This window comes from Labrys sp. KB_33_2, from assembly GCF_052114505.1.
Classification (GTDB): Bacteria; Pseudomonadota; Alphaproteobacteria; order Rhizobiales; family Labraceae; genus Labrys.
Window position 1 is genome coordinate 171398 of sequence record NZ_JBFREW010000001.1, and the last position, 22957, is coordinate 194354.

Annotated in this window: 21 protein-coding genes; 7 read left to right on the top strand and 14 right to left on the bottom strand. The window is 63.6% G+C overall.

Features of this window, described 5'->3' with window-relative positions:
* A complete protein-coding gene (locus AB4037_RS00815) occupies window positions 1–1215 on the top strand; it encodes a phosphopentomutase (protein WP_434957964.1) in 1215 nt (404 codons plus the stop codon).
* A gap of 403 nt (window positions 1216–1618) precedes the next feature.
* Window positions 1619–1756, top strand: coding sequence for a hypothetical protein (locus AB4037_RS00820; RefSeq protein ID WP_187829587.1), 138 nt, complete (start codon window positions 1619–1621; stop codon window positions 1754–1756).
* Window positions 1757–1760: 4 nt separating this feature from the next.
* Here the strand turns inward: AB4037_RS00820 and AB4037_RS00825 are convergent, their stop codons facing one another.
* From AB4037_RS00825 to AB4037_RS00845, 5 genes are all read right to left on the bottom strand, one after another.
* Window positions 1761–2177 carry a cytidine deaminase gene (locus AB4037_RS00825; protein WP_434957963.1) on the bottom strand — a complete coding sequence of 139 codons (417 nt, stop codon included), beginning with the start codon at window positions 2175–2177 and terminating at the stop codon, window positions 1761–1763.
* A complete protein-coding gene (locus AB4037_RS00830) occupies window positions 2177–3148 on the bottom strand; it encodes an ABC transporter permease (protein WP_441770211.1) in 972 nt (323 codons plus the stop codon). Before AB4037_RS00830 ends, AB4037_RS00825 begins: the two co-directional genes overlap by 1 nt.
* Window positions 3149–3152: 4 nt before the next feature.
* Window positions 3153–4325 (bottom strand): ABC transporter permease, encoded by a 1173-nt coding sequence (locus tag AB4037_RS00835; RefSeq protein ID WP_441770212.1) that lies wholly within the window; start codon window positions 4323–4325, stop codon window positions 3153–3155.
* A complete protein-coding gene (locus AB4037_RS00840) occupies window positions 4322–5839 on the bottom strand; it encodes an ABC transporter ATP-binding protein (RefSeq protein ID WP_441770213.1) in 1518 nt (505 codons plus the stop codon). The genes AB4037_RS00835 and AB4037_RS00840 overlap by 4 nt, the downstream gene beginning before the upstream one ends.
* A gap of 238 nt (window positions 5840–6077) precedes the next feature.
* On the bottom strand, window positions 6078–7088 hold the full coding sequence (locus AB4037_RS00845) for a BMP family lipoprotein (RefSeq protein WP_434957959.1): 1011 nt from the start codon (window positions 7086–7088) through the stop codon (window positions 6078–6080).
* Window positions 7089–7267: 179 nt separating this feature from the next.
* Between AB4037_RS00845 and AB4037_RS00850 the strand changes: the two genes are divergently transcribed.
* Complete coding sequence (locus AB4037_RS00850) at window positions 7268–7654, top strand: methylglyoxal synthase (protein WP_434957958.1); 387 nt, start codon at window positions 7268–7270, stop codon at window positions 7652–7654.
* Window positions 7655–7800: 146 nt separating this feature from the next.
* Here the strand turns inward: AB4037_RS00850 and AB4037_RS00855 are convergent, their stop codons facing one another.
* Together AB4037_RS00855 and AB4037_RS00860 are read right to left on the bottom strand one after the other, a co-directional pair.
* Window positions 7801–8265 (bottom strand): SRPBCC domain-containing protein, encoded by a 465-nt coding sequence (locus AB4037_RS00855; protein WP_441770214.1) that lies wholly within the window; start codon window positions 8263–8265, stop codon window positions 7801–7803.
* Window positions 8262–8600 (bottom strand): ArsR/SmtB family transcription factor, encoded by a 339-nt coding sequence (locus tag AB4037_RS00860; RefSeq protein ID WP_441770215.1) that lies wholly within the window; start codon window positions 8598–8600, stop codon window positions 8262–8264. Before AB4037_RS00860 ends, AB4037_RS00855 begins: the two co-directional genes overlap by 4 nt.
* A 422-nt stretch (window positions 8601–9022) precedes the next feature.
* On the opposite strand from AB4037_RS00860, the gene dnaK reads away from it, so the two are divergent.
* From dnaK to AB4037_RS00875, 3 genes are all read left to right on the top strand, one after another.
* A complete protein-coding gene (dnaK, locus tag AB4037_RS00865; protein WP_441770216.1) occupies window positions 9023–10921 on the top strand; it encodes a molecular chaperone DnaK in 1899 nt (632 codons plus the stop codon).
* Window positions 10922–11129: 208 nt separating this feature from the next.
* Complete coding sequence (gene dnaJ, locus AB4037_RS00870; RefSeq protein ID WP_441770217.1) at window positions 11130–12275, top strand: molecular chaperone DnaJ; 1146 nt, start codon at window positions 11130–11132, stop codon at window positions 12273–12275.
* 96 nt (window positions 12276–12371) lie between these two features.
* Window positions 12372–13241, top strand: a complete 870-nt coding sequence (locus AB4037_RS00875; protein ID WP_434957953.1) for an SDR family oxidoreductase — start codon at window positions 12372–12374, stop codon at window positions 13239–13241.
* 193 nt (window positions 13242–13434) lie between these two features.
* Here the strand turns inward: AB4037_RS00875 and AB4037_RS00880 are convergent, their stop codons facing one another.
* The 5 genes from AB4037_RS00880 to AB4037_RS00900 form a co-directional block, all read right to left on the bottom strand.
* A complete protein-coding gene (locus AB4037_RS00880) occupies window positions 13435–14094 on the bottom strand; it encodes an SH3 domain-containing protein (RefSeq protein WP_441770218.1) in 660 nt (219 codons plus the stop codon).
* A gap of 140 nt (window positions 14095–14234) precedes the next feature.
* On the bottom strand, window positions 14235–14957 hold the full coding sequence (locus AB4037_RS00885) for a pyrimidine 5'-nucleotidase (RefSeq protein WP_434957951.1): 723 nt from the start codon (window positions 14955–14957) through the stop codon (window positions 14235–14237).
* A gap of 135 nt (window positions 14958–15092) precedes the next feature.
* A complete protein-coding gene (gene argB / locus AB4037_RS00890; RefSeq protein ID WP_149253841.1) occupies window positions 15093–15983 on the bottom strand; it encodes an acetylglutamate kinase in 891 nt (296 codons plus the stop codon).
* Window positions 15984–16160: 177 nt separating this feature from the next.
* Window positions 16161–17645, bottom strand: coding sequence for an MDR family MFS transporter (locus tag AB4037_RS00895; RefSeq protein WP_441770219.1), 1485 nt, complete (start codon window positions 17643–17645; stop codon window positions 16161–16163).
* Between the two features lie 336 nt (window positions 17646–17981).
* Complete coding sequence (locus tag AB4037_RS00900; RefSeq protein WP_441770220.1) at window positions 17982–19238, bottom strand: class I SAM-dependent methyltransferase; 1257 nt, start codon at window positions 19236–19238, stop codon at window positions 17982–17984.
* A gap of 325 nt (window positions 19239–19563) precedes the next feature.
* On the opposite strand from AB4037_RS00900, the gene araD1 reads away from it, so the two are divergent.
* On the top strand, window positions 19564–20571 hold the full coding sequence (araD1, locus tag AB4037_RS00905; protein WP_441770221.1) for an AraD1 family protein: 1008 nt from the start codon (window positions 19564–19566) through the stop codon (window positions 20569–20571).
* A 139-nt stretch (window positions 20572–20710) separates the two neighbouring features.
* Here araD1 and dapE read toward each other — a convergent pair whose 3' ends face one another.
* Complete coding sequence (gene dapE, locus AB4037_RS00910) at window positions 20711–21880, bottom strand: succinyl-diaminopimelate desuccinylase (RefSeq protein WP_434957946.1); 1170 nt, start codon at window positions 21878–21880, stop codon at window positions 20711–20713.
* 182 nt (window positions 21881–22062) lie between these two features.
* Window positions 22063–22929 (bottom strand): 2,3,4,5-tetrahydropyridine-2,6-dicarboxylate N-succinyltransferase, encoded by an 867-nt coding sequence (gene dapD, locus AB4037_RS00915; RefSeq protein ID WP_434957945.1) that lies wholly within the window; start codon window positions 22927–22929, stop codon window positions 22063–22065.
* Window positions 22930–22957: the final 28 nt, after the last annotated feature.

Sequence of the window (22957 nt, forward strand, 5' to 3'; positions counted from 1 at the left end):
ATGGGTCGCGCGCTCCTTCTGGTGATGGATTCCTTTGGCATCGGCGCAGCCGAAGACGCCGAACACTATGGTGATGCGGGGGCCGATACGCTCGGCCATATCGCCGCCGCCTGTGCGGCGGGGCGGGCGGGCGAAAACGAGCATCGCACCGGGCCTCTGCGCCTGCCCGTGCTGGCCAGCCTTGGCCTCGGGGTGGCTGCGCAAGCGGCAACGGGTACGCTGCCGCCCGGCCTGGAAGGCGGCGTGGCTGAGGCTCTGTGGGGCTATGCGGCCGAGGTCTCCAAGGGCAAGGACACGCCCTCGGGCCATTGGGAGATCGCCGGCTATCCCGTGCCGTTCGACTGGGGCTATTTCCCCAAGGAAGTGCCGTGTTTTCCCGCCCGCCTGATCGCCGCCATCGTCAAGGAAGCCGAGCTTCCCGGCGTGCTCGGCCAGCGCCATGCCTCGGGGACGCAGATCATTGCCGAACTCGGCGCCGAGAGTATCGAGACCGGCAAGCCGATCTTCTACACCTCCACCGACAGCGTGCTGCAGATCGCTGCTCATGAGGAGGCGTTCGGGCTGGAGAGGCTGCTGTCCCTGTGCGAGATCGCCCGCCGCCATGTCGACCATCTCAACATCGGCCGGGTGATCGCGCGGCCTTTCGTCGGCGATGCCGTCGGTGGCTTCACGCGCACTGCCAACCGGCGTGACTATGCCGTGCCGCCGCCGGCCGATACTCTGCTGGATGTGGCCGAACGCGCCGGACGGGGCGTCATCACCATCGGCAAGATCGGCGACATCTTCGCGCATCGCGGCACCGGCGAGAGCGTCAAGGGCCCGAGCAACGATGCCTTGATCGATCGCACGCTCGAAGCGATGGGGCGCCTGCCCGAAGGCGGCCTGCTCTTTGCCAACTATGTCGATTTCGATACGCTCTATGGCCATCGCCGGGATATTCCCGGCTATGCCGGTGCCCTGGAGCAATTCGACATGCGGCTGCCGCAGATCCTCTCGCGGCTGGGTGAGGATGACCTCCTGATCATCACGGCCGACCATGGCTGCGACCCGTCCTGGACGGGAACGGACCACACGCGCGAATTCGTGCCAGTGCTGGCGCGCCTCGGCAAGCGCACGGGACCGATCGGGCGGCGGGACAGCTTCGCCGACATGGCTGCCAGCGTGGCGGAGCATCTCAGGCTGGACTGGCAGGGGGCCGGGAAGTCGTTTTTGTAGTTCCGGGTGCGCGGGCATCTTGCCCATAGGCGCTAACGTTGCGGCCAGAGGCGCGGGTAGCGTGGAGGGTCGATCTCCACAGCTCCATCAATTGATGGAGCGAGATCGACCACCTTTGTCCTTTAACTCGCTCGACATTTCCAAGATGGTCGATCTGGAGATCGACCCTCCAAACTGGTGCCACCACCCAAAGTTAGCGCCTATGGGCATCTTGGATGCATGGCTGCTTTTGGAAGGGCGTCGCCCCGGCCGAGGGGAGAAGCGGGCAAGATGCTTGCGCACCCGGAGACCCGCTCACCTCTTCTCAACCATGATTCCAGACGGCGCGGCGAATTCGCGCCGCGTTAACGCCGGAGCACCTGCGACGCTTTCATCATGACCCGGTTTCGAGGTGGGTTGTTTGATGATCGAGCGTATGCAGATGGTTCTCAAGGGCGGCATATCAGCCGAAGACAGGGCCCAGTTCTGGGTCGGGCTGACGCTTGCCGTCGCCACCGTCCTGCTGCTGGCAGCCAGTTTCCTCGACCTGGTGTCGATCTAATCGATCAACCCAGATTTTCCGGGCCGAAGCTCTCGGGCAGCAGCTCGTCGAGCGTGAAGCTGCGGCGGATGCCTTCGGGGCCGGCGACATGGATTGAAGTCGACGGCTTTGCGAATTCGCGGATGCGCTGGCGGCAGCCCCCGCAGGGCGTGGTCAGGCCGGGAGCTTCGGGATGGGCATCGGTCCAGCCCAGCACCAGGATTTCGGCGATTCCCGTCTCGCCATCCGCCACCATGGCCGAGATGGCACCGCCTTCGGCGCAGGCACCGACCGGATAGGCGGCGTTCTCGACATTGCAGCCGGCATAGATCCGGCCCGAGCGGCCACGGATGGCCGCTCCCACCTTGAAGCGAGAATAGGGCGCATGCGCCTTCTCGCGCACGGCTCTGGCAGCCTCGAACAGATCGGCGAGCGCGTCCATCAGCGTTCCTTGAGATAGGGAACGCCCGCGGCCTTGGGGGGCGTCGCCGCGCCGACGAAGCCGGCCAGCATGAACACGGTGAGGATATAGGGCAGGGCCGAGACCAACTCGGAGGGTACCCGCATGCCGGCGATCACGAAGCTCGAGCCCATGCGGATCGAGATCGCATCGAGCAGGCCGAAGAGCAGGCAGGCGCCGAGCGCCGGCCAGGGCCGCCATTTGGCGAAGATCAAGGCGGCCAGGCCCATATAGCCGCGCCCGCCCGTCATGTTGGAGACGAAGGCGGCCGAATCGGCGGTGGAGAGATAGGCGCCGGCGACGCCGGTGAGCAGGCCGCAGATCAGCACGGCGCGATAGCGCAGCCAGGCCACCGAGATGCCGGCGGTGTCGACGGCCTGCGGGTTCTCGCCGACGGCGCGCAGGCGCAGGCCGAAGCGGGTCTTGTAGAGGACCCAGGCCGTTACCGGGACGCAGGCGAAGGCGAAATAGACCAGGATCGAATGGCCCGACAGCACGTCGGCATAGAGCTGGCCGAGCACCGGTACGCCCCTGATCGCCTCCGCCCCCGGCAGCTCGATCGGCTGGAAGCGCGCGGCGCCGATCAGGCTGGGGGTACGCCCGCCCTCGCCATACCAGGCATTGCCGATGAAGGCGGTCAAGCCGAGCGCCAGGATGTTGATGGCGACGCCCGAGACGATCTGGTTGCCGCGATAGCGGATGGAGGCAATGCCGTGCAGCAGTGCAAAGCCGATGGAGACGATGATCGCCATGACGAGGCCGAGCCAGGCCGAACCATAGGTCGCTGCGGTGACCGCGGCTGCGAAGGCGCCCACCAGCATCTTGCCTTCGAGGCCGATGTCGACGATGCCCGAACGTTCCGAATAGAGGCCGGCGAGGGCGCACAGCAGATAGGGCGTGGAGATGCGGATGGCGGCGGCCGCCACGCTGGCGAGCATGATCACGGTATCCATGGCATCATGCTCCCTTGGAGGCAGGGGTGAAGAGCTGGAACAGCATGGCAAGCTGCGGCCGGAACATCAGTTCGAGGGCGCCGACGAAGAGGATGATGATGCCCTGGATCATCACGATCATGTTCTTGTCGAAGACGGGGTTTTCGAAGGAGAGTTCCTGGCCGCCCTGGATCAGCGCGCCGAACAGGATGGAGGCGAGCACGATGCCAGCCGGATGGGAGCGGCCCATCAGCGAGACGGCGATGCCGATGAAGCCGGCGCCGGCGGTGTAGTCGATGATCATGCGGTGCTGTTCACCCATCAGCACATTGGTACCCATCAGGCCGGCCAGGGCGCCCGAGATCAACATGGCGATGACGATGATCTTGGCCGGGGAAATGCCGGCATAGACGGCAGCGGTCTTGTTGTGGCCGACTGTGCGCATGGCGTAGCCCAGCCTTGTCCGCCAGATCAGGGCCCAGACCAGGATGGCGGCAAGCAGCGCGATCGGGAAGGCGAGATTGACCAGCGTGAGGTCGAGCTGGATGCCGATGCCTGCCAGGATATCGCTGATCAGCGGCAGGCCGGTCGAATCGGCGAAGAGCTCGGATTTCGGCTCGCCGGAGCCCGGCTTCATCATCACGTTCACCAGGAGATACTGCACCAGCGCCGTGGCGATGTAGTTGAACATGATGGTGGTGATGACGACGTGGCTGCCGCGCGTGGCCTGCAGATAGCCGGGAATGAAGGCCCAGGCGGCGCCGAAGAGCATGCCGGCCATCATGCCGAGCGGAATGGCGAGGAACCAGGGAACGCTGCCCAGATGCAGGCAGGCGAGGGCGATGCCGATGCCAGCGATCTGGCCTTGCCCGTCCACGCCGATATTGAACAGGCCGGCATGGAAAGCGACGGCCACGGCAAGGCCGGCGAAGATGAAGGTGGTGGCGTAATAGAGCGTTGTCCCCACGGCGTTGGCGTCGCCGAATGCGCCCGTGATCATGGTGACGCCAACCGTCAGCGGATCGGCGCCCACGATGACCCAGACCGCTATGCCGGAGACGAGGAAGGCCACCACCACATTGAGCAGCGGCAGCACGACGGTGTCGGCCCACCAGGGCAGGGTGACGAGGCTGGCGCTGCTGCGCCTGGAGAAGAGCGCGCCCAGAAGGGCTGATGGCGTGGTGGTCTGACCGCTCATGCCGCCTCCCCCGACACGCCGGCCATCAACAGGCCGAGTCCGTTCTCCGTGGCATCCTTGGCCAGGCATTCGCCGGTGACGCGTCCGCCGCACATCACCAGGATGCGGTCGGACAGGCCCATGATCTCGTCGAGCTCGACCGAAACCACCAGAATGCCCTTGCCGGCGTCGCGCATGGCGATCAGGCGGCGGTGGATGAACTCGATGGCGCCGATGTCGACGCCACGGGTCGGTTGTCCCACGATCAGCAAGGCGGGATCGCGCTCCATCTCGCGGGCCAGCACGATCTTCTGGGCGTTGCCGCCCGAGAAATTGGCCGTCTTCAGCTTCGGGTCACGCGGACGCACGTCGAAGCGTTCCATCTTGTCGGTGAGGTCGGCGATGATGCGCCGGTAATTGAGGAAGGGGCCGCTGCCGAGCTTGCGGTCCTTCTGGTAGCCCAGGATGGCGCTCTCATAGGCCGCGAAGGGTTTGACGAGGCCCATCTTCATGCGGTCCTCGGGCACATGGGCCAGGCCGAGCTCGCGCAGCTCCGCCGGGTCCGCCGCGGCGGTATTGGCGCCGCGCAGCCTGATTTCGCCCGAATGGACCGGCCGGATGCCGGCAATGGCCTCGAGCAGCTCCGACTGGCCGTTGCCGGCCACGCCTGCGACGCCGACGATCTCGCCGGACCGCACGGTGAAGGAGACGTCGTCGACGCGGGTGATGCCCTTCTCGTCCTTTACCGTGAGGTTTTTCACTTCGAGGATGACGTCGCCGGGCCTGGCCTCCGCCTTGTCGACGCGCAGCAGTACGCGGCGGCCCACCATCAGCTCGGCGAGCTCGGTGGGGTTGGTCTTGGCGGTGTCGACGGTGGCCACCATCTCGCCGCGCCGCATCACCGAGACGCGATCGGTGATCGCCATGATCTCGCGCAGCTTGTGGGTGATCAGCAGGATGGTCTTGCCCTGCTCGCGCAGGACCTTCAGGATTTCGAAGAGCTGGTCGGCTTCGGCGGGCGTCAGCACGCCCGTCGGCTCGTCCAGGATGAGGATATCGGCGCCGCGATAGAGCGCCTTGAGAATCTCGACGCGCTGCTGGGCGCCGACGGGCAGTTCGCCCACCACGGCATCCGGATCGACCTCCAGGTGATAGCTTTCCTCCAGCCGCGCCAATTCGGTACGAGCGTGGTCGCGTCCTCTCGCCAGCAGGCCGCCGCCCTCGGCGCCGAGCATGACGTTCTCCAGCACGGTGAAGGGATCGACGAGCATGAAATGCTGGTGCACCATGCCGATGCCCGCATCGATGGCATCCTGCGAGGAGCGGATCGCCTTCCGGGTGCCGTTGACATGGGTCTCGCCGCTATCGGCCTCGTAGAAACCGTAGATGATCGACATCAGCGTGGATTTGCCGGCGCCGTTCTCGCCGATGATGCCGTGGATGGTGCCTGTCTCGACCACGAGGTCGATCGCCTTGTTGGCGTGGACGGGGCCGAAACGTTTGTCGATTTGCTTCAGTTCGAGGGCAGTTGGCAAAGGGAGCCTCGCGGGAGCAATAGGGGGCCGATCCCGGATCGGCGAAAACGGTAGGTCATGGGCGAAAGGCGGATCCTTGGACCTAATGCGGCTCACTTAAGGAACCTACGCTTCGAATTGTCATTGCCGGGCTTGACCCGGCAATGACAAATGTCGTGCTAACTCGAAGACGTCCAAGTGAACTGCATTAGATCCTTGGACCCGCCTTTTACGCCACGAAAATCAGTCTGCCGCCCGCTCAGTTCACCGGGCAGACATTGTCCTTCTCGTAATTGTGCACCACCACCTTGCCGTCGGCGATGTCCTTGGTCACCGCCGCGATCGCGGCCTTGTTGGCCTCGTCGATCAGGGGCTTGTTGTTGTCGTCCATGGCCAGGGCGACGCCATTGTCCTTGATGCCGAGCACATGCGTTCCCGGCTTGAACTGGCCGGCCTCACCGTCCTTGAAGCCCTGATAGACCGCTTCGTCCACGCGCTTGAGCACCGAGGTCAGCACCTTGCCGGGATGCAGGCCGTTCTGGTTGGAATCGACGCCAATGCCGAGCTTGCCGCCATCGGCGGCTGCCTGCAGGACACCGATACCGGTCTGGCCGGCCGCTGCATAGACGATATCGGCCCCTTGCGAGATCTGCGCCTTGGTCAGCTCGGCGCCGCGACCCGGGTCGTTCCAGGCGGCGGGCGTGGTGCCGGTCATGTTCTGGATGACCTTGATCTGGGGATTGGCGGCTTTGGCGCCCTGCGCGTAGCCACAGCCGAAATTGCGGATGAGGGGCACGTCCATGCCGCCGATGAAGCCGATCGTGCCGGTCTTGCTGGTCTTGGCGGCGAGATAGCCGGCAAGGTAGGAGCCCTCGTCGGCCCGATAGACGTAAGAAGCGACATTGGGCAAATCGACGACGCTGTCGACGATGCCGAAATTCACCTTGGGATAGGCCTTGGCTACCTTTTCCAGCACGTCGGCATAGCTGAAGCCCATCACGATAACGGGGTTGTTGCCGTCCTTGGCGAAACGGCGCAGCGCCTGCTCGCGTTGCGAGGCGTTGGTGACTTCGAACTCGCGATAGGTCTTGCCGCTTTCCTTCTTCCAGCGCTCGGCCCCGTCATAGGCCGCCTCGTTGAAGGACTTGTCGAATTTGCCGCCCAAATCATAGATGACTGCCGGACCGGGCTTGTCGGCTGCCTGTGCCGTGCCAAATCCCGCAACGCCGGCTGCCAGCAGGGCAGCCAGGCCAAGAAGGGTCGATTTCATCACGCTCTCCCGCGCTTGTTCTCGCTCTTGGATGGAGGCCGCGTGAGAAAGGCTTCCCATGCAGACCTTATGGTCAACATGGCACGCCGATTGCGCTATTGAGAAGAGGCGTTGTGCGGTTGCCCCAGATTTTCACATGGAATCAGATGGGAAACGCCGATCTGAAATGAGGATACCCGATGTCGAAGCTGGTCAGGCGCACTCTGGCGCTCGTCGCGCATGATCTCAAGAAAGACGAAATGGTCGAGTTCGCGCTCACGCACCGGGCCATTCTGGCGCGCTTCAACCTCGTTGCCACCGGCACGACAGGTGGCCGCATATTGGCCGCCTGCCCGGAGCTGTCGCTGACCCCGCTGAAGAGCGGGCCGCTCGGCGGCGACCAGCAGATCGGCGCCTTGATCGCCGAGGGGCAGGTCCATGGCCTGTTCTTCTTCGTCGATCCGCTCTCGCCCCTGCCGCATGATGTCGACGTCAAGGCCCTGACCAGGCTTGCCCTGGTCTATGACATCCCCATGGCACTCAATGCCGCGACGGCGCACATGATCGTGGGGCAATTGGTGGATTGAGGGTGGGGGTCATCCCGTGCGCGGTGCGGCATGGAATGCTGCGCCGCAGACGCGGGACCGTTCGCTAAAGGAGGCAGGTCTCGTCGCGATTCCGGATCTTCGCAGCATCACTTCGTGCTGCAGCGCGTCCGGAATGACCCAAGCCCTCACAGAATGCCTTCGAGCCTGACATAGCTGGCTTCCATGCCGTGCTCCATGCCGGTCGCCAGCATCTGCTCGCGCACCTCTGCGCTCGGCAAAGTCATGCGCAAGGTCATCAGCGTGCCCGCGCCGTCCGCTTCGAAGCGGGTCTCGACATGGTTGTCGGGCGTTGGGTCGGGCAGGTGCATGCGCTCGACATGCACGATGCGGCTGTGAGGCTCGAGCTCGATATATTCGCCCGTCAGCGAGAAACCGCCTCCGGAGCCGTCCTGCCATTCGAAGCGGATCTTGCCGCCGGGCCGGGCCTCACTGATGCAGACGGGCATGGTGTATCCATCAGGCCCCAGCATCCATTTCTGGATGAGTTTGGGCTCGGTGTGGGCGCGGTAGACCGCCTCGGGGGAGGCGGCGAAGCGCCTGGCGACCACGACATGGGTGTCGCCTTCGGTGCGGATCGTCAATTTGGTCATGGGTTGTCCTCTTCTTTTTCGGGAAGTCCTGCGGCCAGGAGCGCGTCCAGCCGGTCGTAATTGCGGGCCAGGGCCTCGCGCAGCATGCCCAGCCATTGGTCGATGGCCGCGATGCCTTCCGGGGCGAGCCGGCAGGGCCGCTTCGTCCCCTCGGCGCGGCGGACGATCAGCCCGGCGCCTTCGAGAACCTTGAGATGGCGCGAGACGGCGGGCTGCGTCATCGCGAAGGGTTCCGCCAGCTGCATCACCGTCGCCTCCCCGAGAGCCAGGCGGCTGAGGATCGCCCGGCGAGTCGGATCGGACAGGGCCGCAAAGGTGTCGTCGAGGTGGGGCATGGAGGTGACCGAGTTTTATTTATAACAATTATGTTATATAACATAATTGTTATAGTCAAGTTTTTTGTGTGCGGCCGCCGGGGCAGCGTTGCCTGCTGGAGGCGGATGGAGCTCACCAAAACCGGGTGACCATGGAGAAAGGCTGATGTATCGCTATACCGCCTGTTGGCTCGTCCCAGCCGGACCCGGCCGGGCACTTCATCGAAGAATTGTGACGAAGACGCAAATTCCTTAGCGGACAGGCAGCTTTCGCGCCTTGCGGCCCGTGAAAGCCCCCCTTATATACCCGCCGAACCCGTGATTAATCCCAACGCAATCACGGGGTTTCCGATAGGGACCGGCCGGGTTCCTGAGGGCTTTCCCGGCCTAGGCGCTGCTGCTTCGGGGCGCGTCGGTCTGCTGAATAGGAAGGATGAGAAACTATGGCTAAAGTTATTGGTATCGACCTCGGCACCACCAATTCGTGCGTAGCCGTCATGGAGGGCACGAGTGCCCGGGTCATCGAGAATTCCGAGGGCATGCGCACCACGCCCTCCATCGTGGCTTTCACCGATGATGGTGAGCGCCTCGTGGGCCAGCCGGCCAAGCGCCAGGCTGTCACCAACCCTGAGCGCACTTTCTTTGCGATCAAGCGCCTGATCGGCCGCACCTATGACGATCCGATGACCAAGAAGGACATCGGCCTGGTGCCCTACAAGATCGTCAAGGCCAACAATGGCGATGCCTGGGTCGAGGCGGACGGCAAGTCCTACTCCCCGTCGCAGATTTCGGCGTTCACCCTGCAGAAGATGAAGGAAACGGCCGAGGCTCATCTGGGCCAGCCGGTGACGCAGGCCGTCATCACCGTTCCCGCCTACTTCAACGACGCCCAGCGCCAGGCCACCAAGGATGCCGGCAAGATCGCCGGCCTCGAAGTGCTGCGCATCATCAACGAGCCGACGGCGGCTGCGCTCGCCTATGGCCTCGACAAGAAGAAGGCCGGCACCATTGCGGTCTATGACCTCGGCGGCGGCACCTTCGACGTCTCGATCCTGGAGATCGGCGACGGCGTGTTCGAGGTGAAGTCGACCAATGGCGACACCTTCCTCGGTGGCGAGGACTTCGACATGCGCCTGGTCGAGTATCTGGCGGACGAGTTCAAGCGCGAGCAGGGCATCGACCTCAAGAAGGACAAGCTCGCTCTCCAGCGCCTGAAGGAAGCGGCCGAGAAGGCCAAGATCGAGCTATCCTCCACGGCGCAGACCGAGATCAACCTGCCCTACATCACCGCTGACGCTTCGGGTCCGAAGCATCTGGCGCTCAAGCTCTCGCGCTCCAAGTTCGAAAGCCTGGTCGACGATTTCGTCCAGCGCACCATCGAGCCCTGCCGCAAGGCCTTGAAGGATGCCGGCCTGGCCGCTGGTCAGATCGACGAAGTGGTGCTGGTCGGCGGCATGACCCGCATGCCCAAGATCCAGGAAGTCGTGAAGCAGTTCTTCGGCAAGGAGCCCCATAAGGGCGTCAACCCGGACGAAGTGGTCGCCATCGGCGCCGCGGTCCAGGCCGGCGTGCTGCAGGGCGACGTCAAGGACGTGCTGTTGCTCGACGTGACCCCGCTGTCGCTGGGCATCGAGACGCTGGGCGGTGTCTTCACCCGCCTGATCGAGCGCAACACCACGATCCCGACCAAGAAGAGCCAGACCTTCTCGACCGCCGAGGACGGCCAGACGGCCGTGACCATCCGCGTCTTCCAGGGCGAGCGTGAAATGGCCCAGGACAACAAGGCGCTCGGCCAGTTCGACCTCGTCGGCATTCCGCCGGCGCCCCGCGGCATGCCGCAGATCGAGGTGACCTTCGACATCGATGCCAACGGCATCGTCAATGTCTCGGCCAAGGATAAGGCGACGAGCAAGGAGCAGCAGATCCGCATCCAGGCTTCCGGCGGTCTTTCCGATGCCGACATCGAGAAGATGGTCAAGGACGCCCAGGCCAATGCCGAGGAAGACAAGAAGCGGCGCGAGCTCGTCGAGGTCCGCAACCATGCGGATGCGGCGGTGCACCAGGCCGAGAAGTCGATCAAGGAGCTTGGCGACAAGATCTCCGAGGCCGACAAGTCGACCGTCGAGGCAGCGGTTACCGCGCTCAAGTCCGCGCTGGAAGGCGAGGATGTCGAGCTGATCAAGACCCGCACCAACGATCTGCAGCAGGCTGCCATGAAGCTGGGCGAAGCCCTCTATCAGCAGCAGGCCGCGGGCGCCCCGGGCGACGAAGCCGGTACGAAGAATGACGATGTTGTTGACGCCGACTTCGAGGAAGTCGACGACAGCAAGAAGCGTGCGTAATCTTCGACGATCTTGTGCGAGCCCTCGCCAAACGATGCAGGCCGAAAGGTCTGCATCGGATATGGCGGGGGCTTTCGCACACCTCCAGAGCAGAGTGTGTTCCAGCGGAAACGCACAGTGCTCGAACTCGTTATTTCAACGCGTCTTTGCGGTCTCGGTGATTCCACCATCGCAAAACGCCTTCGCTGGGGTGCTTTGAGCGATTCCGATGGCCAAGCGTGACTATTACGAAGTGCTCGAGGTTACTCGCGAAGTAACCGAAGTCGAACTCAAGGTTGCTTTCCGCAAGCAGGCGATGAAGCACCATCCCGACCGCAATGCCGGTGACAAGGATGCCGAGGCCAAGTTCAAGGAAGTGAACGAGGCCTATGAAGCCCTGAAGGATCCGCAAAAGCGCGCGGCTTATGACCGCTTCGGGCACGCCGCCTTCGAGCAGGGCGGCATGGGAGGCGGAGGCGGCGGTTTCGGCGCAGGCGGTGGCTTCGGTTCCTTCTCCGACATCTTCAACGATATCTTCGAGGATCTGGCCGGGCGCGGCCGCGGGCGCAGCAATTCGGGCGGGCGCGAGCGCGGCGCGGATCTGCGCTACAACATGGAGATCACGCTGGAGGAGGCCTTCAACGGCAAGACCGCCACCATCAAGATCCCCACATCCGTCACCTGCGATTCCTGTTCCGGTTCCGGTGCCAAGGCTGGGTCCAAGCCCAAGACCTGCGGAACCTGCGCCGGCCATGGCCGCGTGCGCGCCACCCAGGGCTTCTTCTCTATCGAGCGCACCTGCCCGACCTGCCAGGGCCGTGGCGAGGTCATCGACAATCCCTGTCCTTCCTGCGGCGGTGCCGGCCGCACCACGCGCGAGCGCACCCTTTCGGTCAATATTCCCGCCGGCGTGGAGGACGGCACGCGCATCCGTCTCGCCAATGAGGGCGAGGCCGGCGCGCGGGGCGGGCCTTCGGGCGATCTCTACATCTTCCTGTCGCTGGCTTCGCACGAATTCTTCCAGCGCGACGGCGCGGATCTACATTGCCGCGTACCGATTTCGATGGTGACGGCCGCCCTCGGCGGAGAGTTCCAGGTGCCCACCGTCGATGGCAGCAAAGCCAAGGTGGCAGTGCCCGAAGGTACGCAGACCGGGCGGCAGGTGCGCCTGCGCGGCAAGGGCATGCCGGTGCTTCGTGCGCGCGAGCATGGCGACATGTATGTCCAGTTCTTTGTCGAGACACCCAAGAATCTCACGCGCCGCCAGCGCGAATTGCTGGCGGAGTTCGACGAGCAGTCGTCGAAGGAGACACAGCCAGAAAGCGCCGGTTTCTTCGCCAAGGTCCGTGATTTCTTCGACGGGCTCGGACAGTAATGAGGGGCGGGTCTTCAGACCCGCCTTTATCGTGAGGCCGGAAGGGAGACTGGCGGGTCTGAAGACCCGCCCCCCGAAACGGCGGGAATGTATTGCATGAATCTCCTGATCTTCGGCCTCGGCTACACCGCCTCGCATTTTGCAGCTCGCTACGGCGACCGCTTCGCCAAGATCACTGGTACCTTCCGCTCGTCGGCGCCCCACGAGAAATTGCCGGAGCTGCCTGGTGCCACGCGTCTGGCCTATGACGGCCTGGCAGGCTCGCCGGCGGTCGATGCCGCCATTGCCGAGGCGACGCATATCCTCACGTCCATCGCCCCCGATGATGACGGCGATTCCGTATTGCGGCATTTCGGTGCCGCCCTGCGGCAGGCACCGAAGCTGCAATGGATCGGTTATCTCTCCACCGTCGGGGTCTATGGCGATGCCGGGGGCGCCTGGATCGACGAGACCGCGCCGCTGCGCCCGACCATGGAGCGCAATGCCATGCGGGTCGATGTCGAGAAGGAATGGCTCGATCTTGGCCGTGGCAGGGACGTGCCGGTGCAGCTTTTCCGGCTGGCCGGCATTTACGGGCCGGGACGCAACGCCGTCGTCAATTTGAAGCGGGGCACTGCCCGGCGCATCGTCAAGCCGGGACAGGTGTTCAACCGCATTCATGTCGAGGACATCGCGGGTGCGGTTGCGGCCGGCATGGAGAAACCCGACGCCGGGCCCGCCTTCAACGTCACCGACAATGAGCCGGCGCCCCCCCAGGATGTAGTCACCTACGCGGCCGGTTTGCTCGGCGTGGCGCCGCCGGCCGAGATCGCCTATGACGAGGCGCAGATGACGCCGATGGGCCGCTCCTTCTACGGCGAGAACAAGCGCGTCTCGAACCGCCGGGTCCGCGAGGAGCTGGGTTATGCGCTACGCTATCCGACCTATCGCGAAGGCATCCGCGCCTGTTTCGACGCGGATGCGTGAGCGCTTCGTGGCTGATTGAAGCCTCTGATTTGCAACAATAGAAGCATCAGTGTTTGTCATGCCCGGACTTGACCGGGGCATCCAGACGTCCGGCATTCACAGCGCTAGACTGGATTGCCGGGTCAAGCCCGGCAATGACAAGGATTGCGTTCTTTTTTTCGACAGCCACCACCCCGGGTGAGTGACGCTGCCCTCATTGCGGAATAATCGGCCGCGTGCTGCCGATCGGCCTTCCCGGCCGGCCGGGGCGGAAGACCGGCTTCGGACGCGGGCCGCCATGATGAGGTGGCCGGACGCCGGGCGGGCGAACGCCAGGTGGACGAACGCCAGGAGGGCGGACCACCGGAGGACGTGTCCCGGGCGGGCCTATGACGGGCGGACGCGGGCGCCAGCCCGGCCCGTGATGCGGCGGCCGCGGTCGGCCATGGCCCCACCAGGTGTTGTACCAGGGACGCCGCGCATAATAGCGGTCCCAATAGGCATAGCTGAAGACGATGGCCGGGATCGCCAGCGCGCCGATACCGACATTGCGGTTCGCCGCAGCGGACAGATATTTGTTCGCCGACCAGCCCCGCTCTCCGCGCACCGATATATCGCACCAGGATCGGTCGCTCAGGCAGCCATGGATGAGCACGGATTCGCCTGGACGCAAGGTGGTGACGGCCGGATATTGGGTGCCGGGTCCGGCACGCAGATTGACATTGGCGGTGGCATAGCCCCGGACGGCCGCCTGCGCGCCGCTTGCCAGCAGGAGGATGCCGCTGCTGGCTAAAGCGGCGACGAGCAGGGCCCGGATCAGGCGTGGGATACGAATGAGGAGGCCTGTCATATCGGGCTGAGGTAAGGGCATCATGCAACCCCGTGCGGTGGAAGCCGCCCTGAGGGAAAGCCGGAGCGGCCTGACCCGGCCGACAATGCAACGGGCGGGCGCCCTCGCCAAGCGGGCAAGCCGATTATTTCGGTATTATTTGGTAGATTGCCAGCAGCGGTGCTTCAGAGCGAAGCCGACAGATCGGTCAGGAAACCGGCAATGTCGTCCGTGATGTAGTCGATGTGCTCGGCCTGGACGCGCTCGATTTCCCAGGCATCGCGCACGATCTCGGCATTGTGCTTGGGCACGACCAGCACGGTGCGCATGCCCCGATCATGCGGCACGATCAAATTGCGCGAAAGATCCTCGAACATGGCAGCACGGGCCGGGTCGACGTCGTGGCGGGCGAAGAAGCTCGCATAGGTGTCGGCGGCGGGCTTGGGCAGATAGTCGGCTGAGACGATGTCGAAGACATCGGCGAAATGCTCCTCGACACCCAGGCGCTTGACGATGTTCAAGGCGTGCCGGGTAGTGCCGGAGGTGAAGATCAGCTTGCGGCCGGGCAGCAGGCTGAGCGCCGTGCCGAGCAGCGGGTTGGGCTCCAGCGGCGAATGGTCGATGTCATGGGCAAATTCGAGGAAATGCGCGGGGTCCACGCCTTCATCGATCATCAGGCCGCGCAGCGAGGTGCCATAGCGCTGATAGTAGTATTTCTGCAGCCCGCGCGCGGTGAGGCCATCGACGCCATAGTAATTCGCCATCCAGGTGGTGATGCGGTTGTCGACCTGCTCCCACAGATTGGCGTGGTGGGGGTAGAGCGTATTGTCGAGATCGAAGACCCATGTGTCGACATGGGCGAAATCCGCCGACAGCTTTTCCCTGATTGTGGCTACGCTCTGATCCATGCTCGTCTCTACCATCCTTATCGCAGCATCCGGTGGCAAAGTTAAGGATGGATTGCCGGTTCCTGGGAGAGCGGACATCTCGACGACATGAAAGCATGTCGTGATGTCCGCTCTCCCAGGACTTGACGAAGCGCCTCAGCGCCGGATCAGCGTGCCGGCGCCGTGATTGGTGAGAAGTTCCAGCAGCACGGCGTGCGGCACCTTGCCGTCCATGATGACAACCGCTTCGACGCCCTTTTCGAGCGCATAGATGCAGGTTTCGACCTTGGGAATCATGCCGCCGGTGATGGTGCCGTCGGCGATCAGGCGGCGGATGCCTTCCACGTCGATTTCCTCGATCAGGTTCTTGTCCTTGTCGAGGATGCCGGGCACGTCGGTCATCAGCAAAAGGCGAGTCGCGCCGAGCGCCCCCGCGATGGCGCCCGCAAAGGTGTCGGCATTGACGTTGAAGGTGCCGCCATCATCCGACGCCGCCACCGGTGCCAGGACGGGGATGATCTGGGAATGGATGATCTGGTCGAGCACGGTGGTGTCGACCTTGTCGGGCTCGCCCACGAAGCCAAGATCGACAACTTTCTCAATGGCGGAATCGGGATCGTAGACCGTGCGCGTCGCCTTCTTGGCGGTGAGCATGCGGCCATCCTTGCCTGATAGCCCGACGGCACGCCCGCCGGCGGCGTTGATGAAGCCGACGAGCTGCTTGTTGATCGAGCCGGCCAGCACCATCTCGACCACTTCGACGCTGGCGGCGTCGGTGATGCGATGGCCGGCGGCGAATTCAGACTTGATGCCAAGACGTTCCAGCATTTCCGAAATCTGCGGGCCGCCGCCATGCACCACCACCGGATTGAGGCCGGCCTGTTCGAGCAGCACGATGTCGCGGGCGAAGTCGCGGGCAACCTGCTCGCTGCCCATGGCATGGCCGCCATATTTGACGACGATGGTGGCATCGTCGTGCTGCTGCATGTAGGGCAGGGCTTCGGAAAGGATTTCGGCCTTGTCGTGGACGCTCAAATTAGGGCTCATGGCTGGGGGATCCGAAAGAGACTGGAAGCGCTTTTACAGCATGTTGCGGGCATGAAAAGAGGCGATTGGCACGAAAGCAAAACGCGTTCAGGCGGAAATGGCTCTTTGCTTTCGAATGTGCGTCGGCGCGTTTTGCGATTCCCGGTGATTCCACGAGACCGCACAGCGCTCGGGCGGTCACTCCATCGCCATCGAAGCCGGCTCGACCTTGGTCCGCAACGGCCGCTCTTCCATGCGAAACAGGGCGCAGAGCGTGGCGAGCGATCCGAGCGCGGCGGCCAGGAATACCCAGCGGAACACCGAGCCGATATCGCTGCCGGCCACGGCGATCGATGTCGCCAGCGTCTCGATGGTGACGTTGGCGGCGAGGTCAGCCGGCAGGCCTCCCATCACGATCGCCCCGAACACCGCCACGATCAAGGCGCCGCCGAGCGAACGGAAGAAGTTCATGGCCCCGGTTGCCGTGCCCATCTGATGCTGCAGCACGGCGTTCTGGATCGCAACCGTGGTGACCGGCAGCATGGTGCCGATGCCCAGCGAGGCTAACGTCAGCAGGATTTCAAGCACCGCCAGCGGGAGGGCCTGCGGGTTGATCGAGATCAGGGCGAAGGCGAGGGTCGAGACGGCGAGACCGACCAATGGCGGGCGCTTATAGTGCGTTATGCGCGCCATCAAGCGGCCAGACAGCGTTGCCCCGGTGACGGTGCCGACCATCATCGGTATCAAGGCCAGGCCCGACTGGCTGGCCGTCAACCCATAGACGCCTTCCAGGAGGATCGGCATGTAGATCGTCATGCCGATGAACACGCCCATGCCGAAACAGGCGGCGATGGTACCTGCCGCCACCACCGGATTGGCGAGGATTTCGGTAGGGATCAGCGGCTCGGGCGCGGTGCGCAGGCGAATGACGAAGGCGATCCAGAATAGGACCGAGAGGCCGAACAGCCCGAGGATCGGCGCCGAGGTCCAGGCATAATGCGGGCCGCCCAGACTGAGGGCGAGCAGCAGGGCGATGGTCGCCACGGCCATCAGCCCCGCGCCGAGGAAATCGAGCTTATGCGGCCTTTCATGGCGCGGCAGCTTCTTGAGCACGGAATTCGTCATCCCGAAGGCGAGCAGGCCGAGCGGCAGATTGATCCAGAAGATCACCGACCAGTGGAGCTTTTCGGCCATGAAGCCGCCGAGCACAGGCCCGGCGATACTCGAGGCGACGAAGACGGTAGCAAAATAGGCCTGGTAACGAGCCCGTTCCCGCGGCGGAATGATATCGGCGATGATGGTCTGTGCCAGGGAGATCAGCCCGCCGCCGCCGAGGCCCTGCAGGGCCCGCGCCAGGATCAGGGTGAGCATGGTCGGGGCGAGGGCGCACAGGATCGAGCCCGCCATGAAGGTGCCGATCGCCACCAGCAGCGTTACGCGTCGGCCGTTGATATCAGCCATCTTGCCATAGAGCGGCGTCACCGCCGTCGAGGTCAGCAGATAGATGGTAACGACCCAGGGCAGATTCTCGAAATCGCCGAGCACACGGCCGATCGTCGGCATCGCCGTGGCGACGATGGTCTGGTCGAGCGCCGCAAGGAACATCGCCACCAGCACGCCGATGATGATCGAGCGTATCTCGTGGGGGCTCAGTGCGGAACTGGCCTGTTCGGACTGGGTCATAACGGCTTTCCGGAAGCTCGATCGCGGCTTCCTGTTTCATAGAGCGGAAAGAAGAGGCGGGCCCGAAGACCCGCCTCTTCTTGTAAATGGCTTGAATGGCGTTCTCTGGAACATGATCCGATCAAGACGATCGGATCATGTTCATCAAGTCTCTGCTTGAACGCATAGTCTTGTCCAAAAAGTCGTGCAACTCTTTGGGTTTATGCTCTGGCGACCCGCCATCGATAATCGGTTGCGAGAGCGTCTTTTCGATCCGGTTGGATCGGAAGGACGCGTCTGCCTTTTTTTAATTCCGAGCATCATCCGATCCAGCGGCGGCGGATGATGCTCCTGCGCCTACTCGGCCGCCTCGCGGGCCGGCGCGGGAACCGGCTGCAGATCGAGCGGCAATCGGCGTTCGGCGTCGCCTATATAGTCACGCGTCAGCGGCACGGCGTTGATCGACTTGGCCACCTGGATCTGGAAGACCATGTGGCCGCCCCACCGGAAGGTGGCCTCGGAGGCCGCCAGATACATCTCCCACATCCGGCAGAAGCGGTCATCATAGAAGGAGCGGATCTGGTCGCGGTGGTGGTTGAAGCGCTCGCGCCAATGCTTGAGCGTCTCCGCATAGTGGATCCTCAGGATCTCGATGTCGGTGACGATCAGGCCGGCGCGTTCGATTGCCGGCAAGACTTCCGACAGCGCCGGCGAATAGCCGCCCGGGAAGATATATTTCTGAATCCACGGATTGGTGGCGCCGGGCCCGTCCGACCGACCGATGGCATGCACGAGGCCCACGCCGTCATCGTTCAACAGCGCGGCGATCTTGCGGAAATAGGCATCGTAATGATTGACGCCGACGTGCTCGAACATGCCGACCGAGACGATGCGGTCGAATTTCCGGTCGAGAGCGCGGTAGTCGATCAGTTCGAAGCGCACACGGTCGGCGATGCCGGCGGCCTGAGCCCGGGCGTTGGAAACCCGGTGCTGCTCCTCCGACAGGGTGATGCCGGTGACATCCGCCTTGGTCACCTCGGAGATGTAGAGGCCCATGCCTCCCCAGCCCGAGCCGATGTCGAGGACTTTCACGCCTGGTTTCAGCAGCAGCTTGGCGGCGATATGCCGCTTCTTGTATGCCTGCGCTTCTTCCAGCGTGATGTCGAGGCTGGGAAAATAGGCGCAGCTATACTGCCGATCCACATCCAGGAAGAGGTCGAACAATTCGTCCCTCAGATCGTAGTGATGGGCGACATTGTTCTTCGACTTTCCGGCCGGATTATACTGAGCAATGCGCCGGCCGATCTTGCGAGCAGCGGAGGCAATGTTGCTCAATGGCCCGATCGAAACAGACCAGCCGATATTCTGCATGAACAGGGCAAGCATCTCATAGACGTCGCCCTTCTCGATGACGAGCCGGCCGTCCATGAAAGCTTCGCCGACCTCCAGTTCCGGGTTGGTGAGTAGCTTCCAGGCTGTCGCCTTGTCCTCGATTCGTATCGTGCTGGAAAAACCTTGATCAGATCCGTAGGTATGAACGTGGCCTTCGGGATCAATAACCGTAAGTGCACCCTTTTTAATCAGGCGCTTCAACATAGTATCTAGAATAAACATCTGCAAAAACCCTGGCGGATTCGCATCGCTGGAGCCCGTTCGGTCGCCTGCCACTGTTGCCGTGCAGGGAGGACCACCACTTGCCGGCTGGCAGATTCGACACGATCCGTTCCCAAATTGAACGCAATTTGAGCAGGGATGCAATTGTTTTTCTGCACGTCCTAAACAAAATCAAAACCGCGCGGGTCAGCGCTGGCCCCGAATATTGTCCGGGCATCAGAATTCGCCCGATCGTCTTGCTCCGCCAATTGATCGCCGCCGCTATTTTACCGTTGCGCTCTGTCGAATGCTTTCTATGATGCGCCTCTGCGAATTTGTCTGAGGAATGTGCCTGGTGTCTCCCACTCCCTTACGTCTTGCCCAATTGCGCCATCAGGGTCGGCGCGCTGTCGTCGCCACAAACGATGGTGTTTCTCGCCTCATCCGCGATATTGAGTCGGTACTGGACCTTGCCAATGCCGCGATCGCTTCGGGTCACAGCCTGCGGGCCGAAATCGAGCGGCGAGGCCTGGGGGGAACTGTCGACCTTGCGGCTGCGCTTGCCGCCGGCGAGATACTGGCGCCGATCGACCATCCTGATCCCAGCCATGTCATGGTTGCCGGCACCGGGCTGACCCATCTCGGCAGCGCCGAGGGGCGCGACAAGATGCATCAGGATCTGGCTGACCTGTCGAAGGCCACCGATTCGATGAAGATGTTCCGCATGGGGCTCGATGGCGGCCGGCCGGCGCCGGGCAAGGAAGGCGTGCAGCCCGAATGGTTCTACAAGGGCGATGGCTCGACGCTGATTCCCCCGCAAGGTGCCTTGCCGTCGCCATCCTTCGCCCTCGACGCCGGCGAGGAACCGGAACTGGCCGGCATCTATGTCAACGGCCCCGACGGCTCACCCTGGCGCATCGGCTTTGCGCTCGGCAACGAATTCTCCGACCACGTCACCGAGCGGCAGAACTATCTCTATCTCGCCCATTCCAAGCTGCGCGTCTCCGCCATCGGGCCGGAGCTTCTGGTCGGCGAGGCGCCTGCCGACATCCGCGGCACCTCGCGCATTCTACGCCAGGGCAAGGTGATCTGGGAAAAGCCCTTCCTCACCGGCGAGGCGAACATGTCGCACACCATTGCCAACCTCGAGGGCCATCACTTCAAATACCAGCTGTTCCGCCAGCCCGGGCATGTAAACGTGCATTATTACGGCACGGCGACGCTAAGCGTCTCCGATGGCGTGGTGACCGAACCGGGTGACGTCTTCGAGATTTCGGCCGAGCCGTTCGGGCTGCCGCTTGCCAATCCGATCAGGCGCGTGGACGCGCCATGGCCGACGGTGAAGGCTCTTTAAAGGAGCGTGGAAGAGGAGCGCTGACAGCTCAGCGATATGCACAGCATATCGTGATGTCCGCTCTTTTCCGCCAGCGCGCCGGTTTCAGGAGCGGACATCGCCCCATGACTTCATGGGGCTGTGGTGTCCGTGCTCCAAATCACCCGAAATACTGCCCGAGGATGCGCTGGTAGATCCGGGTCAGGCTCTCCAGGTCGAGGATATCGACGCGTTCGTCGATCTGGTGCATCGTCTTGCCGACCAAGCCGAATTCCACCACCGGGCAGACATTCTTGATGAAGCGGGCATCCGAGGTGCCGCCGGAGGTCGACAGCACCGGCCGGCGGCCGGTTTCCGCCTCGATCGACGTGACGATCGCATCGACGAAGGCACCGGGCGGGGTGAAGAAGGATTCGGAAGCCGAGCGCTCGAAGACGAGGTCATAGGCGACCTCGTTGCCCGCGGCGCCGTCGAGCTTGGCCCGCACCCACTCTTCCAGGCTTTGCCGGGTCCAGCGGTCGTTGAAGCGGATATTGAAGGTCGCGCGAGCGTCGGCGGGAATGACGTTGAAGGCGGGATTGCCGACATCCACCGACACCACCTCGAGATTGGAGGCGTCGAAATGGTCGCTGCCATGGTCGAGCTCGCTTTGGGTGAGGGCGGCGAGCAGGCGCACCATCTGCGGCACGGGATTCATGGCCAGATGCGGATAGGCGACATGCCCCTGCTTGCCATGCACGGTGATGATGCCTGACAGCGAGCCGCGCCGGCCGATCTTGACCATGTCGCCGAGAGCGTCGGGGTTGGTCGGTTCGCCGAGAATGCAATGGCCGATGCGGTCGCCCTTGGCGACGGCCCAGTCCAGCAGTTTCACGGTGCCGTTGATGGCTGGGCCTTCCTCGTCGCCGGTGATCAGGAAGGCGATCGGCGCGTCGGGATTGATGTCGAGATGACGCAGGCTCGCCGCGACGCTGGCGGCGACGCCGCCCTTCATGTCCACCGCGCCGCGCCCATAGAGCTGTCCGTTGACGATGTCGCCCGAGAAGGGCTGATGGCGCCAGCGTGCCTCGTCGCCCGGCGGCACCACGTCGGTATGGCCGGCGAACATCAGGGCCGGCTTGTCTGGTGGTCCGATGCGCGCGTAGAGATTGAGGACATCCGGGGTGTCCTCGTCGCTGAACGGCACCAGATGGGTGGTGAAGCCGTTTGCCTGCAGCACATCGGCCAGCAGCGTCAAGGCACCGCCTTCCGCCGGCGTGACGGAGGGGCAGCGGATGAGGGCTTGGGTGAGCGCGACAGGATCGCGGGGGTCGAAGGTGAGATCGGTCATGGGGCTCCCTTTACCCTCCCCTGGTGGGGGAGGGTCGACGCGAAGCGTCGGGGTGGGGTGACTTCTCCGTAAAAATGAGTTGTCACCAATTGCGGCAAGATCTGCGTATTTTCACCCCACCCCGGCCTTGCAGGCCGACCCTACCCCCTCCTGGGGAGGGTAAAACGGGGAGCTTCCAAGGCTCAGTGGTTTCCGTCGCGCAGCAATTCGTTGATGCTGGTCTTGGAACGCGTCTGCGCATCGACCGTCTTGACGATCACCGCGCAATAGAGCGAGGGGCCGGGGCGGCCGTCCGGCAGCGGCTTGCCCGGCAGGTTGCCGGAAACCACCACTGAATAGGGCGGCACATAGCCCTTGTAGATCTGGCCGGTGGCCCGATCGATGATGGTGGTGGATGCGCCGATATAGACGCCCATCGAGATCACCGAGCCTTCGCCGATGATCACGCCCTCGACCACTTCGGAGCGGGCGCCGATGAAGCAGTCGTCCTCGATGATGGTCGGATTGGCCTGCAGCGGTTCCAGCACGCCGCCAATGCCGACGCCGCCGGACAGATGCACGTTCTTGCCGATCTGGGCGCAGGAGCCGACGGTCGACCAGGTATCGACCATGGAGCCGGTGGAAACATAGGCGCCGAGATTGACGAAGGATGGCATCAGCACCACGCCGGGCGCGATATAGGCCGAGTGACGCACCACGCAATTGGGCACCGCGCGGAAGCCGGCCTGGCGGAATTCCGTTGTGCTCCAGCCCTCGAACTTGGAGGGGACCTTGTCCCACCACAGAGTGCCGCCCGGGCCGCCCGCGATGGTGGTCATGTCGTTGAGGCGGAAGGAGAGCAGCACCGCCTTCTTCAGCCATTGATGGGTATGCCAGGATTCCCGGCCGGTCGCGCCGGGGACTTTCTCGGCCACGCGCAGCTTGCCTTCGTCGAGCAGGCCGAGCGTATGGTTGACGGCTGCCCGGACTTCGCCCTTGGTCTCGAAATTGCACTGGGCCCGGTCTTCCCAGGCGGCGTCGATCACGGTCTGCAGGCGGGCGATTTCCATGGCGTATCCTCACACAATCTTGCCGCAA

What these genes read in the sequence shown, in the direction of transcription:
- AB4037_RS00815 (WP_434957964.1), top strand. Translation starts at nt 1, where the DNA reads ATGGGTCGCGCGCTCCTTCTGGTGATGGATTCCTTTGGCATCGGCGCA.
- AB4037_RS00820 (WP_187829587.1), top strand. Translation starts at nt 1,619, where the DNA reads ATGATCGAGCGTATGCAGATGGTTCTCAAGGGCGGCATATCAGCCGAA.
- AB4037_RS00825 (WP_434957963.1), bottom strand. Translation starts at nt 2,177, where the DNA reads ATGGACGCGCTCGCCGATCTGTTCGAGGCTGCCAGAGCCGTGCGCGAG.
- AB4037_RS00830 (WP_441770211.1), bottom strand. Translation starts at nt 3,148, where the DNA reads ATGGATACCGTGATCATGCTCGCCAGCGTGGCGGCCGCCGCCATCCGC.
- AB4037_RS00835 (WP_441770212.1), bottom strand. Translation starts at nt 4,325, where the DNA reads ATGAGCGGTCAGACCACCACGCCATCAGCCCTTCTGGGCGCGCTCTTC.
- AB4037_RS00845 (WP_434957959.1), bottom strand. Translation starts at nt 7,088, where the DNA reads ATGAAATCGACCCTTCTTGGCCTGGCTGCCCTGCTGGCAGCCGGCGTT.
- AB4037_RS00850 (WP_434957958.1), top strand. Translation starts at nt 7,268, where the DNA reads ATGTCGAAGCTGGTCAGGCGCACTCTGGCGCTCGTCGCGCATGATCTC.
- AB4037_RS00855 (WP_441770214.1), bottom strand. Translation starts at nt 8,265, where the DNA reads ATGACCAAATTGACGATCCGCACCGAAGGCGACACCCATGTCGTGGTC.
- AB4037_RS00860 (WP_441770215.1), bottom strand. Translation starts at nt 8,600, where the DNA reads ATGCCCCACCTCGACGACACCTTTGCGGCCCTGTCCGATCCGACTCGC.
- dnaK (WP_441770216.1), top strand. Translation starts at nt 9,023, where the DNA reads ATGGCTAAAGTTATTGGTATCGACCTCGGCACCACCAATTCGTGCGTA.
- dnaJ (WP_441770217.1), top strand. Translation starts at nt 11,130, where the DNA reads ATGGCCAAGCGTGACTATTACGAAGTGCTCGAGGTTACTCGCGAAGTA.
- AB4037_RS00875 (WP_434957953.1), top strand. Translation starts at nt 12,372, where the DNA reads ATGAATCTCCTGATCTTCGGCCTCGGCTACACCGCCTCGCATTTTGCA.
- AB4037_RS00880 (WP_441770218.1), bottom strand. Translation starts at nt 14,094, where the DNA reads ATGATGCCCTTACCTCAGCCCGATATGACAGGCCTCCTCATTCGTATC.
- AB4037_RS00885 (WP_434957951.1), bottom strand. Translation starts at nt 14,957, where the DNA reads ATGGATCAGAGCGTAGCCACAATCAGGGAAAAGCTGTCGGCGGATTTC.
- argB (WP_149253841.1), bottom strand. Translation starts at nt 15,983, where the DNA reads ATGAGCCCTAATTTGAGCGTCCACGACAAGGCCGAAATCCTTTCCGAA.
- AB4037_RS00895 (WP_441770219.1), bottom strand. Translation starts at nt 17,645, where the DNA reads ATGACCCAGTCCGAACAGGCCAGTTCCGCACTGAGCCCCCACGAGATA.
- AB4037_RS00900 (WP_441770220.1), bottom strand. Translation starts at nt 19,238, where the DNA reads ATGTTTATTCTAGATACTATGTTGAAGCGCCTGATTAAAAAGGGTGCA.
- araD1 (WP_441770221.1), top strand. Translation starts at nt 19,564, where the DNA reads ATGTGCCTGGTGTCTCCCACTCCCTTACGTCTTGCCCAATTGCGCCAT.
- dapE (WP_434957946.1), bottom strand. Translation starts at nt 21,880, where the DNA reads ATGACCGATCTCACCTTCGACCCCCGCGATCCTGTCGCGCTCACCCAA.
- dapD (WP_434957945.1), bottom strand. Translation starts at nt 22,929, where the DNA reads ATGGAAATCGCCCGCCTGCAGACCGTGATCGACGCCGCCTGGGAAGAC.